Below are 16,273 nucleotides of genomic sequence, written 5' to 3' on the forward strand. Positions count from 1 at the left end.
AGCAGTTTCCCCTTATCTCTATTCATAACATCTGTCTCTGCGTCGAAACACTTCCTTGTTGAAAATTCCCGCTTTCCTAAACGGTAAAAAAACTATCTCTATAAAAGAGCTTTCCAAGAACAGCAAAAAACCTTTTCCCCAAACGGAAAAGGTCATTTCTCTTCTTTTTCTTTCGCCTGACAAGTTCGGCAAATGCCGTGAAACGTCAAGCGATGATCTTTAATTTTAAAATCAAAGTCACGTTCTACGATCCGCTCAACATCTCCAAGCAAATCATCCTGAATTTCATCCACCGTACCGCACTCTATGCAGACGAGATGATGATGGAAATGGGCTGCTCCTTCTTTACGAAGGTCATATCGGGATACGCCATCACCAAAGTTAATTTTATCAACGATTTTCAACTCGGTTAACAATTCAAGTGTACGGTATACAGTTGCAAGTCCAATTTCAGGAGCTTTATCTTTCACGAGAAGGTAGACATCTTCAGCGCTCAAATGATCTTCCTCATTTTCCAGCAGAACTCTTACAGTCGCTTCCCGCTGCGGTGTCAACTTGTAACTTTTCGAATGTAGCTGTTTTTTAATGCGGTCAATTCTGCTTTCCATTTTGCAATCCCTCCCGCGGCTCCGCAACTTCACATTACTATTATAATAACTGAGAAAAATAGTGTCAAATTAAAATGATTTTAATAAGAAAAAAAGAATCATTTTAAAATCCTGCAATTTCATTAATAGATAACCTTAATCACAGCCTTCATTAAGACAGGAGAAAGAAATGCCTCAAAAGAGGATGCTGCCCCGACCGCAATAATAATGATTATCATTAACATAGTATACCTCATAAACGCAGGAAATAAAGCATCCGCAGTTGTCTTTTTTATGAACAGCTGACGCATGAGCTTCAAAGAAAATGACAGTGCCGCGGTCCCGAAGATGATAAAAGCGGGAATAAGAAGCAGATTTTGCGGGATTACCGAGACAAATGAGAGTAAAAAGCCATGCCAGCCGAGCTGATTCACCAGGAAACCGACCGTGAACCCGACGACTACCCCTTTCAAAAAAATCAATACAAGGATAATAGGCAAGCCGATGATGGACAGGCCCAGAATCCACATAAGGCCAACGAATCTGGCATGATGGAGAAAGCTTTGCTTGAACATGACCCCCTGCTCAGCAATCGATCCATTCTGTACTTGTCCGAAAAACAGGCTCAAATACTGGAATAAGTCGTTCTTTTGGATATCGCTTAAACTGTTCACTGTGACTGCGCCGAAAATGATGCCCATCAAAAAAAGGACAAAAATAAATAAATAAAGCGAAAATGAATCACGCAGATGTGATTGCAATGCATATTTCCAGTTCTTTCTCATGCCGGTCCCCCCTGTTCCTTAGTTCATTCTATTTGGGAACAGGAGAATCTATGACAGGCGCATGCCGATTTCTATTAAACCTATCAGCAACAATATAGCAATTGCCTGTCTACCGGAGCTTGCCGTAAGTTCCGCCTCCACCTTCCATTATTTCAGCTATCCCATTTCTGACAGCCACAATTTTTTTCGCTGCTGCTGAATTCACAGCTTCCTGAAGCTGTTCGTACGAAGCATGGTGAAGCACTTCCATATCCGGACCGATCCGCTCTCTGAGCTTGCGGAGTGATGCAGGCCCGATACCCGGTATCATATCAAGCGGCACTTGATAAATGTAAGGAGGGCGGCTCCTTTGCTCTTTGGAGCGTGATATGTGAGCCAGTTCCAACGTCCGTTCATATACGCCTTTCACTATATTCCCCCCGCAGTCAACACATCTAATCCGGACCGGGTCTTCCCTTCTGCCGCATTCCCTGCAGACTGTCCGATAATATTTTCCAAGTTTCGGATTCAGGCCGAAGTTTGCGGTAATCCCCCTTCCATCCTGCTCCCTCAACGCCAGCTTCCACTCCTGGAATGAAGGCCGTTCCATCGCCATCTTTTGATATTCACGCGCTATTTTCTCAGCGGAGTGCGCATCAGAGTTTGAGAGGAATGGATAGTTCCGCAATTCAGCGACTGTATCCGCAGTCACGGTATCCTGACTCAGTCCAAGTTCAACGGCATCAATCAAATCCGGCCGGAATATTTCCGACAGCGAACGGCGGACCCCCTTCCCATAGGTACTCTTAAATGGAGTGAACACATGGGCAGGAATGAATATGCCGGAATGCTCCTTAACTTTTTCCTGAAGGAGCACAGGGTCGAGCACAACCCTCTGTGTGCTTAGTGACGGGTTTTTCATACTGGTGTTCAGCCATGTTGAAAACTCCTTCATTTCGGTCAGACCAGGCATATAGCAAAGGACATGCACCGGCGCGTTTGTTGCCGGAGACAGCAGTTCAACCTCCACGCCGGGTATTACGGCTGTTTTTTTATAATAAAGGGTATTTTCCTGCTCAGAGAGAGTCCCGGCACGTAAAAGGCCGGTGAGCTCATGTTGGATTTCAGGTACGTGGGCATCAATTATGCCTATCATGTCAAGCCCTTTGACTACAGCCGCCGTTTCGAGCACGTTTACAAGATCCATTTTTGGAGACGCAGTGATTTTCACCGGCCGCCCGCTTTTTGTCCTGCCGATATGGATATGGAAGTCGGCGAAGTAACTGTTCATTTTCGTTCAGCCGCTTCTTTCAACTGTAAATATTGGACGGCATATGCGGTTTTTGCATCGTATATTTCATGATTTTCAATCAGCTGCCCTGCCTCCTGGAGAGTGACTTCCATCACGTCGACAAACTCATCGGCATCAAGGACAGCTGTCCCATCCCCTTTTTTCAGGCCTTTCGCTTCGTAAAGGTGGACAAGTTCATCCGCAAAGCCGGGCGACGTATAAAATGATATGATTTTTTCCAAACTATCAGCGATATAACCGGTTTCTTCCTCAAGCTCCCGCTTTGCAGTCACAAGAGGTTCTTCACCCGGTTCCAGTTTACCGGCCGGGATTTCAACCATTACCCGGTCCATCGGTTTTCGGTATTGTCTGACAAGAATCAGCCTGCCTTCATCTGTACAGGCAATGACCGCAACCGCTCCGGGATGTTTCACAATTTCCCGTTTGCTCGTTTTCCCGTTCGGCAATCGGACTTCCTGCAACTTCAAATCAATGATCTTGCCTTCATATATCACTTGTTCAGCCATTGTTTTTTCAATTAAATGTTTCAACCATTTCATCTCCCTGTTCTAGCAAATGGCATTTCTACATAAAGTCTATCATACATGAAAAACGCTTGTACCATGAAGGAGGAACCCTGGTGAAAATTTACGTCACTGAAAATGGAATCACACTCGTCGGCAAAAGCTGGGAGATCCGCCGGGCTTTGAAAGAATACAGCAAACAGTTTGACACCATCAAGCAATGGACCTCCATAGCCAGACAGTAAAGGCCGCCAGAGCGCAGGCCTTTTTTTGCTGCCTGAAATTTCCTAACGGCTTTATCTTTTTATGAATATCTGTACGATTTGAGAGACCTGCGCAGCCTTAGTGGTCTATACTGGATTTTTTCTCTGCAGCGCGTTTTTAGTTCATTCAATAATGGAAATTAACACATCTTTTTTGGGAATTTGCTGTTCCTGCACCATCTCCTCTTCGGCTCTCTTTCTTTTCCCGTCTACCTTCGTGCGTTACAATGAAGGAAACTGACTCGATTGGAGGCGTTGAAATGCAAAAAAACAGGCTGGGCCTGTCCGATTTGTACGTTTCTGAAATCGGACTCGGCTGCATGTCACTCGGGACCGATGAACACAAAGCGGTCTCCATCATCAGCGAAGCACTTGAACTCGGCATCAATTATCTCGATACTGCCGACCTATACGATTTTGGCCTGAATGAGGAATTTGTCGGGAAAGCGGTGAAAGGAAGACGAGACGATATCATCATCGCCACCAAAGGTGGAAATCACTGGGAAAACGATAGGGACGGCTGGTACTGGGACCCGTCCAAAGCCTACATAAAAGAAGCGGTAAAGAACAGCCTGCTGCGGCTGCAGACTGATTATATCGATCTTTACCAGCTTCATGGCGGCACAATTGATGACCCGATAGACGAAACGATCGAAGCATTCGAAGAACTTAAAAGAGAAGGGATCATCAGGGAATACGGCATCTCCTCGATCCGCCCCAATGTGATAAGAGAGTATGCACGCCGGTCCAATATTGTGAGCGTCATGACCCAATACAGTATTCTTGACAGAAGGCCCGAAGAAGAAGTGCTCGGACTGCTTGAGGAAAAAGAGATCAGCGCTATAGCGAGGGGACCGCTTGCCAAAGGTCTGCTGACAGGCCGGTTTGCCGAAAAGGCCGAAAAATTCAAGGATGGCGGCCATCTTGGCTATACGTATGAAGATCTCTATGCTATCGGCAGACGCCTTGGCGAAACAGCGGACAGCCGTTTTATGGAAGAATCTCTAGCACTCCGTTACCCCCTCCATCACCCTGCGGTCGCTGCTGTCATACCGGGGGCCAGTTCCTCCCTGCAGCTGCAAGAAAATGTGCAGGCTGTTTCCCGGGGATCGATTGATGATGAAACATTCCGAAAGCTGCAGTCCCTCACCCGGGCGATCACGTATGATAAACACCAGTAAAACCTTTGGGTGTCAAAATAGCCAGAAATAAAAAAGCAGATTAAAGAGGAAGCCAGAAAAATCCTGGGGGAGCGAAGGAAAGTGGCGGCAGGCGGGATGCATGGCACTGGATTGTGGTCCAGTTCCTGTATTGTTGGCCTTTTCTTAACTATAGGCACGGAAAGCGGGTTTCCATGCCTATAGTTTGATTATGCAGCTGTTTATAGGCACTGAGCCGAAGATGTTCCCGGGACGCCCGCAAAAAACGAGCCCCTGCAGCGGCAATCAACTTCCCGTTCTAAAGTGTTAGAACCAAGCCCTTCCTTCCTCCATAACCCTTCCCTAGTTGAATAACGTTCTTCTTAAATGTTCATATCCATAAAACCAAACCTGCTCAAAAAAATTATGAATGCAATTAATACGCGTTTAAATTTACAAATTCAACAGGTGCCAATAAGTTGTGTCACCTTTCTAAAAGCAAGTGTGAATTTCTATCTTAATTGGGTTATTTATGGATCCATTTATATCCATAAAAATAAGCAGCCCAATTTTATTGCTGATTGGACTGCTGTTTAGTGTATTTTTTCTGCTTATAGTCGAAAACAGAACCCGGTCAGTATAAAGCTTCGGGTGTTTTTGACATCATTTTAAAAACGCATGGTAAAACCGCGTCATCGCAACTGCAAAATCTCCGCGATTTACAGTGCTTTCCGGTTTGAATGATGCTTTTATGACGGGTTCCAGGTCATATGGGCCCTGCTCCGTTTGAAAATAAGCATTCAGGACATTAAGGTCAAGGGCCAGCTGGACATAGCCCCTGTACTCATCCGGCACCTGGGGGGAATCCTCGATCTCCAGCCGCTCTTCACCATATTGGACAGTAAGCGTATCTCCGGCTTTTGCTTCTGCTTCATTTTCCAAGCCGAGACTCTGAATGAGGGAATAGGCAAGTTCAGCCCTTGAAACCTCTCCATCAGGATTGAACTGCCCATTTTCAGCCAGCATAACACCGTTCTGTACGTATGATGAAGGTTTCAGGGCCGCACCTTGTGCAGTCACTGCACCGGAAAATGCGGCTTCCCCGCCATCTACATCGGTAAAGCTTTGAGGGGAGACGGTCTGGCGAATTCCTGCACCTGCGGTAAGATATTTTGCCAGTTCCATCCTGGTAAGACTGCTGTCAGGTTCAAATACTCCGCTTTCCTTCCCATCAAATAATCGTTCGCCGATGCCAAGTTTGATGGCGGACTCGGCCGGATGGCCTTCGATGTCTTCAAGCCCTGCAAATCCATCTACCGCCGTCATGGTCAGCGTGCCTTTCACGGTTTCAGGCAGTCCCATTGCCAGCGGGTCTTCTTCCGTTCCGCGCAGCCCGCGGATTTCAGCCTTCCACGGACCCGGTACTGGAGAACTGACCGAAACCGTCCTGTCAGGGTAAAGGGAAAACAGGAGGCTTATGCCCGAGCTGTATTCCGTTCCGTCTGGTGAAATGAGCACAAGGTTCAGAGGGTTTCCTGTTTCTTCAAGCAAACCGCGGGCAAATACTTTGGCAGACAGGCCTGCTATACCTTCTGGAACTTCAAATTCATATGCATTATCCGAAACATATGTCAGCGGATTATAGTCAACCGTAAACTCCCCATGTTCCGCTTGTGTTTCAACAGTACTATTGAACTCAGTATAGGAATTGACTGTTGCACCATACTCCGTCCCGTTCAGCGCGGTGTCTACGGCAGCGTATGCATTCAAGTAACCGGCCCCCGCTTCCCATGTTTCATAGCCTGGCATATTTGTAGCCGTTTCCTGGAATATTTCTTTGATCTCACCGGGCGAAAGGGACGGATTCGCTTCAAGCATCAACGCCGCCACCCCTGCTGCATGAGGCGTTGCCATTGAGGTTCCGCTCATCGTCGTATAATAAGGCAGATGAGCCGGGTCAATGCCTTCGATATCATCGGTCGCTGCCAGTGAAGAAACCGGAGCAATGACCCTTGTCGAAATAATGTCAACACCCGGTGCCGTTACCGTCGGACGGTCCTCCCATGTCCATTCTTCCCCGTCAATGGTGAATGTTCCGCCGGCACCCTTTGTACCGCGGGAAGAGAAATCGGCGAGCGTCCCGTCTTTTTCACCTGCAGCGACCGAGATCACCCATGGTGCTTTGGCGTAAGGATTGTGAGTGTTTTCGCCGGGACCTTCGTTTCCTGCTGCAAATAACACCGTGATCCCGCGGTCATATGCCATCTTACTCGCAATGTTGATTGGATCGTTAGGGTCAAACCCTCCCGATGAACCCCATGAATTTGTAATGATGCGGATGTTATACTTTGCCTGGTGGGTCAGGGCATAGTCAAATCCGCCAATGCCGTCAAGGACAAAAAGCGCAGCGCCCGAACCGTAACCAATCATATCCGCACCTGGTGCAGCCCCTTCATATTTACCGCCGGACATTGCCCCGGTGCCGCCGACTGTCCCTGCGACATGAGTGCCGTGTCCCGAATTTGTATCCGTATTCGGCACATTTTCAGTGTAGCTGATCGGCAAGATGCCGCTGATTGCGTTAAGATTCGTGGACCCCATAACATTTTGGACGAGGTTTTCACCCAATTCATGATCTTTATGCGTACCATCGACCCCGCTGTCATTGACCACCACACCGACTCCTTTACCAGTAAACGGCATGCCGCCATTTGCTTTCTGCATCGATTTGTCGGTACGGACTTTATCGACTCCGGTCAGTTCTGTCGCATCGGCGTTTAAATACTTCAGTTTTTTGTTTTCATGGATGGACCTTACCGCCGGGGACGACGCAAGAGCTTTAATCTGGCTGACGTCGGCTGTTACACCTGCCATCGGCAGTGATTCCATCATGATCCCGTTTGTTATTCCGATGTTTTCAAGCACCTTCTTTTCTTCTGCTCCGGGACCTTCTGTCTTGTTGAATGTCACAATTACCCCCAGGCTTCCGCTTAACGTATCCAGTTTTTCCGCCAGTTCGCTGCTTATCTTTCCAGCCGCTTCCTCCGCCTGTGCTTTCTTACCCTGAAGCGGAGAAATGAACAAAGAAACCATCATTAATCCGATCAGCAAATACGCTAAACTGCCGCGCACCCACTTTTGCTTCATTCCCACACGATCACCCCTTTGGTTTTTTAAAAATTATGTCAATTTCATTATCTCTTGTTTACTTTTTGGTTACTATTACGCATTAGTAGTAAAATCGCTGGGAAAGTCCTAACGCTGGATAACCCCTTAGTAGTATGCTTTTTCGGCATACGGCCCGAAACGCAAAAAAACTCGCCGATTGGCGAGCTTTCAGGTGAAAACAAAGACGCAGCTGCCCTTTGTCTATATTCATTAATTGGCTGCTGTGCCGAAATACTTCCTGCTGACAAGTTATACTTTCCGATACGGAAAAAACCCGGAGCGTTCTCCGGGTTTTCCTGCAGTGATGCCATTCTGTTAAATATACACTTACGGAAGAGGCACAAGATGATGCTGTACAGCATGAATCACGGCCTGCGACCGGCTTTTCACATCAAGCTTTTTATAAATTTTGCTGACGTGGATTTTAACCGTCTTGTCACTGATGAAAAGCTTTTCTGCGATTTCCTTGTTGCTTAGCCCTTCCACAAGGCAAATCAGCACTTCCCGTTCCCGCTCGGTCAGGCGGGTTTCTTTGTCTTCCTTTTTACGGTTATGATAGTCGATCAATTTCTTTGTCATACTCGGATGGATGATCGATTCACCGAGTGCGACCGTGCGGACGGCCTCCACTACCTGTTCGGATGGTGAATCCTTCAGCAAATAGCCGTCGCTTCCCTCACGGAGAGCAGCCATTAAATATTCATCATCACTGTACATTGTCAGGACAAGGATTCGGATTTCAGGAAACTCTTTTTTTACAATCCGTGTCACTTCCAGGCCGTTCATTCCCGGCAGGTTGATGTCCATGATGACGACATCCGGAGCGGCAGCCCTGATCGTACGGAGGGCGTCTTCCCCTTTCACAGCTTCCCCGACTACGTTGATATCCTCTTCAAGGGCAAAAATATTTTTAAGACCGTCTCGCAGTACTGCATGGTCATCTACCAATACGACGCTGATCAAGTTCCACACGCTCCTTTTCTTTCGGAACGATAAACTGGATTACCGTCCCTTCCCCTTTTTTACTGTCAATTTGCAAGGCAGCATCCAGGTTTTCCGCCTGTTCATTCATATTTAGAATCCCGAAATGGCTGCCGTTTTTTGCTTTCAGCATCGCATCGAGCAAAGAAAACCCTTTCCCGTCATCTGATATCTGAAGCAGTGTCTGGTTCTTTTGATAGCTGAGCAATACATCGATCGTTTGAGCTCTGCTGTGTTTAATGGCATTCGCCATGCTTTCCTGAAAAATATCAAACATGATTTTTTCAATGTCCGAATCAAGCTCATATTCCGTTCCCCTTTGCTGGAAATTCACCTTTATCGGCGTCTGGCTGTCGGCGGCGGCCGCCTTCGCCTCTATCGCCTGCTTCAATCCGACTCTTTCAGTCGGATAAGGACGGAGAGCATGAATTGAGTTCCTCAGTTCCTGCATACTGGACCGAAGCCTTGATGCCGCTTCCTCAATCAGTTTTTTCGCGTGTTCCGGCGAGGCATCCTGCTGTTTCACCGCCGTATCAAGATTCATGACCGCCCCTGCCAGCGACTGCGCAAGGCCATCATGAATTTCCCTTGCAATCCGATTTCGTTCCTCCAAGATTTTATGCTTCTCCTGCTCGGCAATGAGCGCCTTTGACCGCCATATGACTGCGAGTTGGTTTGCCAGGGAAGTGATGGAACGGATATCATCAGTCGAAAAGCTGTGGGTCCTGCTGCGCCCGGCCAGCAGGATTCCTATTGTCTTGTCGTCCAATGTAACCGGCGCATACAGGAGCGACTTAACCGCCGGCGAAAAGAAGTCGGACAGCGGCCCGCCATCCTTTTTGCGGTTCGGGTAAATGACAGTGGAAGATACATGCTGAATATGTTCGGTAGCACGGCCCTCAAGCTTCTTATCTTCAACCCTGCCAGCGGCAATCATCTTTTTCCAGCGGTCCCCGTCTTTCGTGATGAAAAGAACAGCATCCGCTTCCAGCAGGCCCTCAAGCGGTCCCCGGAAATCTTCCATCCATTTTCCAGACGCAATTCCTTTGTTAAGAACCATGCTGACATCATACAGCTGTTTCAGTTTGTTTCTCTGTATACGCAGCCTTGCCGCAGTTGCGCTCAAAAGCGAAAAGCCGACAAGCGGCGAAAAGAAGAAAAAGAATGCAAAAACATCAAAAGGCCCGCGATCTTCACTCCCAAGATTGAACATCAAAACACCATACAGAAAAGATAATGCCATGATGATTGTTTCGGATAATGTTTTCTGTACCCATTGCCGCCGCGTATACTGCTGTGGACGCATGAACAGGACAAGGTCTACCAGCAGGTTGTTAATCCCATAGTAGGAAAGCGTAAATGCCCCAAGATGGACAATCAGAACAAAAAACTGCTCCATTCCTGCGGCTTCTGCGGCCTCCACAGCAGCCGGCGCAATGCTGTAAGCAGCCAGCAGGCTGATTGACAGCAAAGCGGGATTAAAAAACACAACCCGCCATGGCCGCTTTGCCTTTATATTCACCAGCGTAATGACAGCGGCGAAACCGGCGATGACAGCCGGCTGGTCGAACAGGAAGCTGAACGTGTAGATAATTGGAAAGCCGAGCGAGCTCTGCCCTTTTATAAGGCTGATCGGATAGCTCTCGGTTATGCCTATGAACAGTAACAGGATCAAGTAGATCAATATGTTTTCCGGCCGGGAAAAACCGGCTGCTGCATTAATGATGACTATCCATCCCGCAGCTGATATGAAATTGATGAATAATGCCGAGATTTTTTCACGGTCTGCCATCTCTGCCCCCTCCTCTCTTTTTTCTGTCTGATTTTTCTGTCTTTTTATTTTACCAAAAGACGGTTCATGTGGAAAGAATAGCGGAGCATGCAGGCAGAGAAGGTCATGGTTCGGGATGAAGTTTTCAGCATCCGGGATTTTTGGAGAGCACATTCGGGGCGGCCGGTTTTTGAGGATATGATTTTTGGGGATGCCGGTTTGCGGAGGTTTTTCTTGTTAGCGGCTGCGGGTTTTACAAATAAAAGGCCAGAGGTTTTGACGTAAATAGTTCCGGTATATGAGGGAAAATGTAAAAAAACAGTTGGAATAACATCTAAAACTCAGCATCATGAATAGCAGTAACACATAGCAAACAAAAACGCCTGGAAGCGTTCTGTTTTGTTCATGTGTGTCCCCTTATGTTTAAGAAGCTATTTTTCTTTCAAAAGAGGTTACTAATGTTAATTGCTGATTTGCTTTATTCTGCTTTTCCTATATATAAACCATATTGTTACTAATGAAAACAAACCTAAGATTACTTTTCCTTCCCAATTCCATATCAAGACCTGATGAATAGAATATGCTTCTATCACAAGTGAAGGTATTTTTCCTATTGTGCTGGCAAAGGAAAAATTGATAATACCAATTTTACTTATTGCACCCGCTAACGTCACGATACCCGATGGAATAAATGGAAATATTCTAAGGGCAACAATCAAAAAAAATGCTTTTATACCATTTGATTTCGTTAATTCAGTCATGTATTTGTTTTTTATTCTTTTTGTATCCAATAGTTTTTTTATGCCTTTGCGATATAGATAAAAACTAACGATTGCTCCAAGTGCTTCCCCTAAAATGGATAATATCAATCCATTTTCAAAACCAAAGAACTGTATATTGGCGGCAGTAATGAAAAAGCTTGGTACAACACCGAGAACACTAATAATAATATTCAATATAACACTTAATACAAATGCATAATCACCTAATGCCGCCAACAAATTTATGAGGTGCATCTCCAACAGCTTTCTCTCCTTAAATTTCTAATCCCTAACAGTACGTTTAAACACTTTTTACTTATTGAACTATCTCTTCTCTATATACAGCATCAGCAAAAAAACGTTGAAGTGATGCACCTTTTATCACTGTTTATATGTATCCATAGAATAAACGTTTAAGGACTTGACTTGGTCCTCTGTGGTTACGATTTGTCTTGAAAGGCTGAACCAGTTGTTTCATCAGGCAAACGAGCCCTATCATACCCACCTCTCCAAGTAAAGTCCTATCAGAATTCACGTGGTAGTTTATACTCTATCAACTTATTATCGTTGCTACAACAAGGAAAAAGAAGAGACCAAATCATATGCGATTCGGTCTGCTAATTAGTATGCTATTCCGCATGTTTCTCCAGAAAAACGGAACTACTTAGGTTTGACCCACTTACCTTTTATTAGACGAAGACAGAGGTGCAGCTGCCCTTATCCATATTCAAATTGCCCGCTGCTCCGATGTACTTCCTTGCACATCAAAACCGGCTGGCATGCTTTTTATCCTTTTATTTGAATTCTTTCCAGTCAAGACCGCTTTCGTCCAGCAGTTCCTCAAACGACTTGTTCTTTTCCCGTTCTTCCCGCTCGCGGCGGCGTTGTTCCAGCTGCTGCCGGCGCTCATCTTCTTCCTTTGCCTTCAACTCTTTTTTCTTTTCCTGCAATTTCGTCAGGATATCACCTTGCAGATGATCTTTTAATAACCCTTTTTCCTGTTCCTTCTCTCTCGTTCGGCTGTTTTTTCGCTTCTGCACCATAACGCCTCCTTTCCACTCATTCGTCCTTTTCCTGGAGCCGCAAGTTCAAGTTGGGGGTGATGATACGCTCAGGGCTTTTCAATAGAAGGCTATGGCCGCCTGCCCGGCAGTCGATCGTCAATCGCTCATCAAAATAAATCATGTCATGCCTGGCGACCAAAAATGTAAAAGGGCCTGCCGGGAACACTTCATCGAGTCCCTCTTTTTCCCTGGTAAGGGTGAGGGCGGCCGTTCCATCGACACCGCACCCGCAGCCTTCCGTATCATAGATAAGCTTGAAATAGCTGTCTCCGGAACTGCCGGCAACGCCAGCGAGCCTCTCAGCTGCACATTCCGACACTGTAATCTTCATGAGGCTGCATCATCTCCATCCTGTTCTGTCATGTTCTGAGTAGTCCCCATCACACCATCCAATCCAATTTTTCATATTGCAGCGGCCGTATTCAGCCGTCACACGTTCCCCTATTTCTTCACCTGGCACTTTCCGCCCGGCCGGATAATGGAATTCTTCCTGCCTTTCCGTTTCTTCAAGATCTGTGGGATGACCGCTGCGGCTTGTATGTATCAAACTGCTGCCTCCTCCCTGGAAATGAGCTGGAACATCGACACCTTGAGAAGACCTTTATACTTTTTGACATGTTTCATCCTGAGTATATTGAGCCGTCAAAATCGATTTATCTATTTAAAACTCCGGGTGAGTTCATACCCTGCCGCCGGACGTTTTGTCAGCAGGCCTGGGCACTCCAAAGCATAACGGCATCAATTTATCGGCCTTGTTTCTTTTTACCTTATTATACAGTGAACCGTGCCGTAATTTAAGAGCCGGATGAAGAATTTGTTCCGCTTCTTTTAGCAGGCGGCAAGTGCTTCCTGTTGTATATTCTTAATTTTCTGTTTACGATATAGATGATAATACAAAGGAGGCGATGCTAATGAGTGATGTTAAACTTAAAGTAATGGATAACGGTCCTCTTCTTGTCAATGGTGATTTTGAAGTTGTCGATGTGGAAGGGAATGCATTTGAAACCAAAAACTCGGTCTCGCTTTGCCGCTGCGGTTTATCCGGGAACAAGCCGTTTTGCGACGGCGCACACCGCGGCCAATTCGATTCAAAGGTCCGGGCCGAACAGGAGTAGGACTTATAAACAAATGTGCAAGGCGCCCGCTTAGCGGCGTACGCATAAGCGGGGGTACCCGCAGGGAGGTGCTCTTTCCTCCCGGAGGGGATCACCGCTTATGACGATAGCCGCTGGCGCCTGGAGCTGGACGATTCCCTTCTGGCTTTTTATCCGCAACGCTTACATTTTATAATTTCCTCAACAAAGAAAAAGGCTCCTCATCATCAGGAGCCTTTTTAAACCGGTTGATTTTAAAGCGGGATCCGTTACAGGATCCTTTTTAAATAGCTCTGTTAAACAGGCAGGGCTGTTGAATCGACATCGTTTCAAATCAGCAATTACGTTTTACAAAGTTTTTTCAGTAAGTATTCCCGGACTGCCTGTCCGTAACTCCGCTCGTGTCATTCCGGAATGCCTTTTCTTTTTTTGGCGAGGAAACGGGCGAAAAGGCTGAGTAAGGCAAGAATCAATGCAGCTATCACGAGCAGCTCAACATCCCCTGTGATGATGCTGCTGCCGAGAAATGTATATGCAACCGTTCCCGGGATGATGCCGAGGAACGTTGCAGCCATATACCGCCGGAACGGGATGTGGGCTGCTGCCGAACCGTAGCTGACAAGGTCAAAATTCAATACCGGCAATATCCTCAGCATCAATAGATAATAAAAGCCGCGCTTCTCCACCCGTTCTTTAAGGCTTGCCAGCCTGGATGAAGATGAAGTGACATTCAATTTCCAGTTGAATTTTTCCACAACCAGATACGACATGGCGGCGCCCAGCAACGCCCCTGCGAGCGTATAAAAAAAACCTTTGACCGGACCGAATGCCAGGCCGCCCATAACTGTCACAACCGAGGCAGGGAAAAGGGTCAGCGGCCGAACTGCCAGAATCACGATATATACGGCGGAAGAAAATATGCCGAACGAGAGTATCCACTTTCTCAATACCTCCGGGTCCGCCGCGAAAGCATACCGGTTTATTATAGCCAGCACTGCCAGGACGCCCGCAGCCCCCAGCAGTAAATAAATCTTGCGCTTCATCTGAGCAGCTCCTTTTTCTTATCTGCCTATTCGTTTTCTATTTCTTATATACCGCGTACAGCCCGCTGTTAACCGGATAACATTTTTACCCGGTCAGAGTCCCCTGCACTTGGTTTTTTTAGGCCGCCGGCTTCTGGGAGATTTTACAATACCGGCCACTCTGCCTTTAGGATGTCCCCAAGCTGTATCGTCTGCCGTTTGCTTCCTTCGGCTCCGGTAAGATGAAGGAGCCCGCCTATCTGATCAATCCGTGTAATCCGTCCGGTTGCCTGGTAAAGGCCGCTCTTTTCAAAAACGGTGAAGGTAAGCGGCTTTTGCAGGCTTAGCGCCTCTGTGATCATTTCATCGAGAAGCTCAAGCTCCTGCTCATCCAATTCCGGCTTTTGCGGGCGCTGATCTTCTTTTTCCCAGCGGCGCAGCTTGCCTACATGCTCCGGAAGCATGAGGGATGTCCACTTGATATTGCCTCTGTCTTTTAACATCTTTCTCCCTCCATCTATTTTTTATGACCGCCAATCAGCCCGCTCCGGTGCCTTTCCGTTCCTGCTTCTGTAAACGAGACCGCCCGCAGCAGCTTTCCGCTCCCGTGTTCACGGCGGATGGCGTCCATCGTATAACCGAGCCGGCGCCGGTGAGGCTTGCGGGGGTCAAATAGACTGAGCTGGACATTTTCATCACCGGTAATGCTCGAAAGCGCGATTGATATTTTACGAACGGTTCCGCCATTATAGTGCTCATGAAAAAGCTCAAGACATACCTCATAAAGATCCATGGTCACGTTTGTCGGCTGGCTGACTGTGCGGGAGCGGTGAAAGCCTCCTCCGCCCTCATCCTTGCTGTATCCAATGCCGAGGCTCACCGTCCGGCCCGCCTTTTTGTGTGTCCTGGCCCGGCGCGCCACTTCCTCGCACATTTCAAGAATGACATGTTTCACATCCTCCGGGTCCTTATAGTCCCTGAGCAGGATTTGGCTTTTGCCGAAGCTGATCTGTCCCTGCATGATCGGGGCGCCGAGTTCAGAAAGATCGATGCCATTGGCGTGATAATAAAGCTGATTTCCCATGATCCCGAATTTTTTCTCAAGCCGCTCAAGCGGAAAAGCTGCCAATTGGCCGACGTTAAATATCCCCATGCGGTTCAGTGTCCGTTCCACCCTGGTGCCGATGCCCCACATTTTACTGAGCGGCGCCAGCGGCCACAGCTTTTCCGGTACATCTTCATAGCGCCATTCGGCAATCCCCTTATGTTTCGCTTCCAGATCGAGCGCCAGTTTGGCCAGCAGCATATTGGGCCCGATGCCGATTGCACACGGAAGCTGGAATTCCTTATCGATTTCATCCTTTATTTTTTCCGCGACACTCCATGCCCCGCCCCATGTCCCTTCACTGCCATCCACCTTCAAAAAACTTTCATCCACGCTGTATGTGTGGATGGCTTCTTTCGGCACAAAACGGTTGAACAGCCGGGTGATCTCCATCGACACCCGCAAATACAGGGACATTTCCGCATTAACTGTAATGATGCGGGAATCGGCGGGAATTTCAAACAGCCGGCTGCCTGTCCTGATGCCGAAATCCTTTTTAAGGCGGGGCGAAGCAGCAAGCACGACACTCCCCTGCCGCTCGGTATTCCCGACAACGGCCAGGTGGCAATCGAGCGGGTCAAGCCCCCGCATTACCGCAGAGCAGCTCGCATAAAAACTTTTCATATCAATACAAAGGATTTTCTGGTCCGGCAGTTCTGTATATTCAACCATAAGGTCTCCCTCCTGTATCTTTCTCTATATATCCTTACCACCGAACGCACGTTCCTATTCATTCTGT

The 16,273-nt window shown here is 47.3% G+C and carries 17 protein-coding genes; 3 read left to right on the forward strand and 14 right to left on the reverse strand.

The features are described 5' to 3' along the window. Window positions 1–152: 152 nt before the first annotated feature. From fur to A4U59_RS17970, 4 genes are all read right to left on the reverse strand, one after another. Window positions 153–608, reverse strand: a complete 456-nt coding sequence (fur, locus tag A4U59_RS17955) for a ferric iron uptake transcriptional regulator (protein WP_070121596.1) — start codon at window positions 606–608, stop codon at window positions 153–155. Window positions 609–730: 122 nt separating this feature from the next. Continuing rightward, a complete protein-coding gene (spoIIM, locus tag A4U59_RS17960) occupies window positions 731–1,372 on the reverse strand; it encodes a stage II sporulation protein M (RefSeq protein WP_070121597.1) in 642 nt (213 codons plus the stop codon). A 109-nt stretch (window positions 1,373–1,481) separates the two neighbouring features. Beyond that, a complete protein-coding gene (locus tag A4U59_RS17965) occupies window positions 1,482–2,642 on the reverse strand; it encodes an endonuclease Q family protein (RefSeq protein ID WP_070121598.1) in 1,161 nt (386 codons plus the stop codon). Further along, complete coding sequence (locus tag A4U59_RS17970) at window positions 2,639–3,193, reverse strand: NUDIX domain-containing protein (RefSeq protein ID WP_070121599.1); 555 nt, start codon at window positions 3,191–3,193, stop codon at window positions 2,639–2,641. The genes A4U59_RS17965 and A4U59_RS17970 overlap by 4 nt, the downstream gene beginning before the upstream one ends. A gap of 89 nt (window positions 3,194–3,282) precedes the next feature. Between A4U59_RS17970 and mciZ the strand changes: the two genes are divergently transcribed. Together mciZ and A4U59_RS17980 are read left to right on the forward strand one after the other, a co-directional pair. Beyond that, on the forward strand, window positions 3,283–3,411 hold the full coding sequence (gene mciZ / locus A4U59_RS17975; RefSeq protein WP_070121600.1) for a Z-ring formation inhibitor MciZ: 129 nt from the start codon (window positions 3,283–3,285) through the stop codon (window positions 3,409–3,411). A gap of 278 nt (window positions 3,412–3,689) precedes the next feature. Then, window positions 3,690–4,610, forward strand: a complete 921-nt coding sequence (locus A4U59_RS17980) for an aldo/keto reductase (protein ID WP_070121601.1) — start codon at window positions 3,690–3,692, stop codon at window positions 4,608–4,610. Window positions 4,611–5,231: 621 nt separating this feature from the next. Here A4U59_RS17980 and A4U59_RS17985 read toward each other — a convergent pair. From A4U59_RS17985 to A4U59_RS18015, 7 genes are all read right to left on the reverse strand, one after another. After that, window positions 5,232–7,715 carry a S8 family peptidase gene (locus tag A4U59_RS17985; protein WP_070121629.1) on the reverse strand — a complete coding sequence of 828 codons (2,484 nt, stop codon included), beginning with the start codon at window positions 7,713–7,715 and terminating at the stop codon, window positions 5,232–5,234. Window positions 7,716–8,063: 348 nt separating this feature from the next. After that, entirely contained in the window at window positions 8,064–8,699 is a 636-nt protein-coding gene (locus A4U59_RS17990; protein WP_070121602.1) for a response regulator, read from the reverse strand. Then, window positions 8,674–10,509, reverse strand: coding sequence for a sensor histidine kinase (locus A4U59_RS17995; protein WP_070121603.1), 1,836 nt, complete (start codon window positions 10,507–10,509; stop codon window positions 8,674–8,676). The genes A4U59_RS17990 and A4U59_RS17995 overlap by 26 nt, the downstream gene beginning before the upstream one ends. 440 nt (window positions 10,510–10,949) lie before the next feature. Then, the gene (locus A4U59_RS18000; RefSeq protein WP_245680587.1) at window positions 10,950–11,486 is read right to left on the reverse strand and encodes a TVP38/TMEM64 family protein; all 537 of its coding nucleotides are present in this window, start codon (window positions 11,484–11,486) and stop codon (window positions 10,950–10,952) included. Window positions 11,487–12,043: 557 nt separating this feature from the next. Continuing rightward, window positions 12,044–12,289, reverse strand: coding sequence for a DUF3886 domain-containing protein (locus tag A4U59_RS18005; protein WP_245680588.1), 246 nt, complete (start codon window positions 12,287–12,289; stop codon window positions 12,044–12,046). Window positions 12,290–12,308: 19 nt separating this feature from the next. Then, a complete protein-coding gene (locus A4U59_RS18010) occupies window positions 12,309–12,644 on the reverse strand; it encodes an iron-sulfur cluster biosynthesis family protein (RefSeq protein WP_070121605.1) in 336 nt (111 codons plus the stop codon). A 9-nt stretch (window positions 12,645–12,653) separates the two neighbouring features. Beyond that, complete coding sequence (locus tag A4U59_RS18015) at window positions 12,654–12,860, reverse strand: hypothetical protein (protein WP_070121606.1); 207 nt, start codon at window positions 12,858–12,860, stop codon at window positions 12,654–12,656. 364 nt (window positions 12,861–13,224) lie between these two features. On the opposite strand from A4U59_RS18015, the gene A4U59_RS18020 reads away from it, so the two are divergent. Next, window positions 13,225–13,428 carry a CDGSH iron-sulfur domain-containing protein gene (locus A4U59_RS18020; RefSeq protein WP_070121607.1) on the forward strand — a complete coding sequence of 68 codons (204 nt, stop codon included), beginning with the start codon at window positions 13,225–13,227 and terminating at the stop codon, window positions 13,426–13,428. 383 nt (window positions 13,429–13,811) lie between these two features. Here the strand turns inward: A4U59_RS18020 and A4U59_RS18025 are convergent, their stop codons facing one another. From A4U59_RS18025 to A4U59_RS18035, 3 genes are all read right to left on the reverse strand, one after another. After that, window positions 13,812–14,450: a TVP38/TMEM64 family protein gene (locus A4U59_RS18025; RefSeq protein WP_070121608.1), complete on the reverse strand. Its 639-nt coding sequence runs from the start codon at window positions 14,448–14,450 to the stop codon at window positions 13,812–13,814. 143 nt (window positions 14,451–14,593) lie between these two features. Continuing rightward, window positions 14,594–14,932 (reverse strand): YolD-like family protein, encoded by a 339-nt coding sequence (locus A4U59_RS18030; RefSeq protein WP_070121609.1) that lies wholly within the window; start codon window positions 14,930–14,932, stop codon window positions 14,594–14,596. Between the two features lie 14 nt (window positions 14,933–14,946). Beyond that, a complete protein-coding gene (locus A4U59_RS18035; protein ID WP_070121610.1) occupies window positions 14,947–16,206 on the reverse strand; it encodes a Y-family DNA polymerase in 1,260 nt (419 codons plus the stop codon). Window positions 16,207–16,273: the final 67 nt, after the last annotated feature.

Source organism: Bacillus marinisedimentorum (assembly GCF_001644195.2).
In the GTDB taxonomy this organism is placed as follows: domain Bacteria; phylum Bacillota; class Bacilli; order Bacillales; family Bacillaceae_O; genus Bacillus_BL; species Bacillus_BL marinisedimentorum.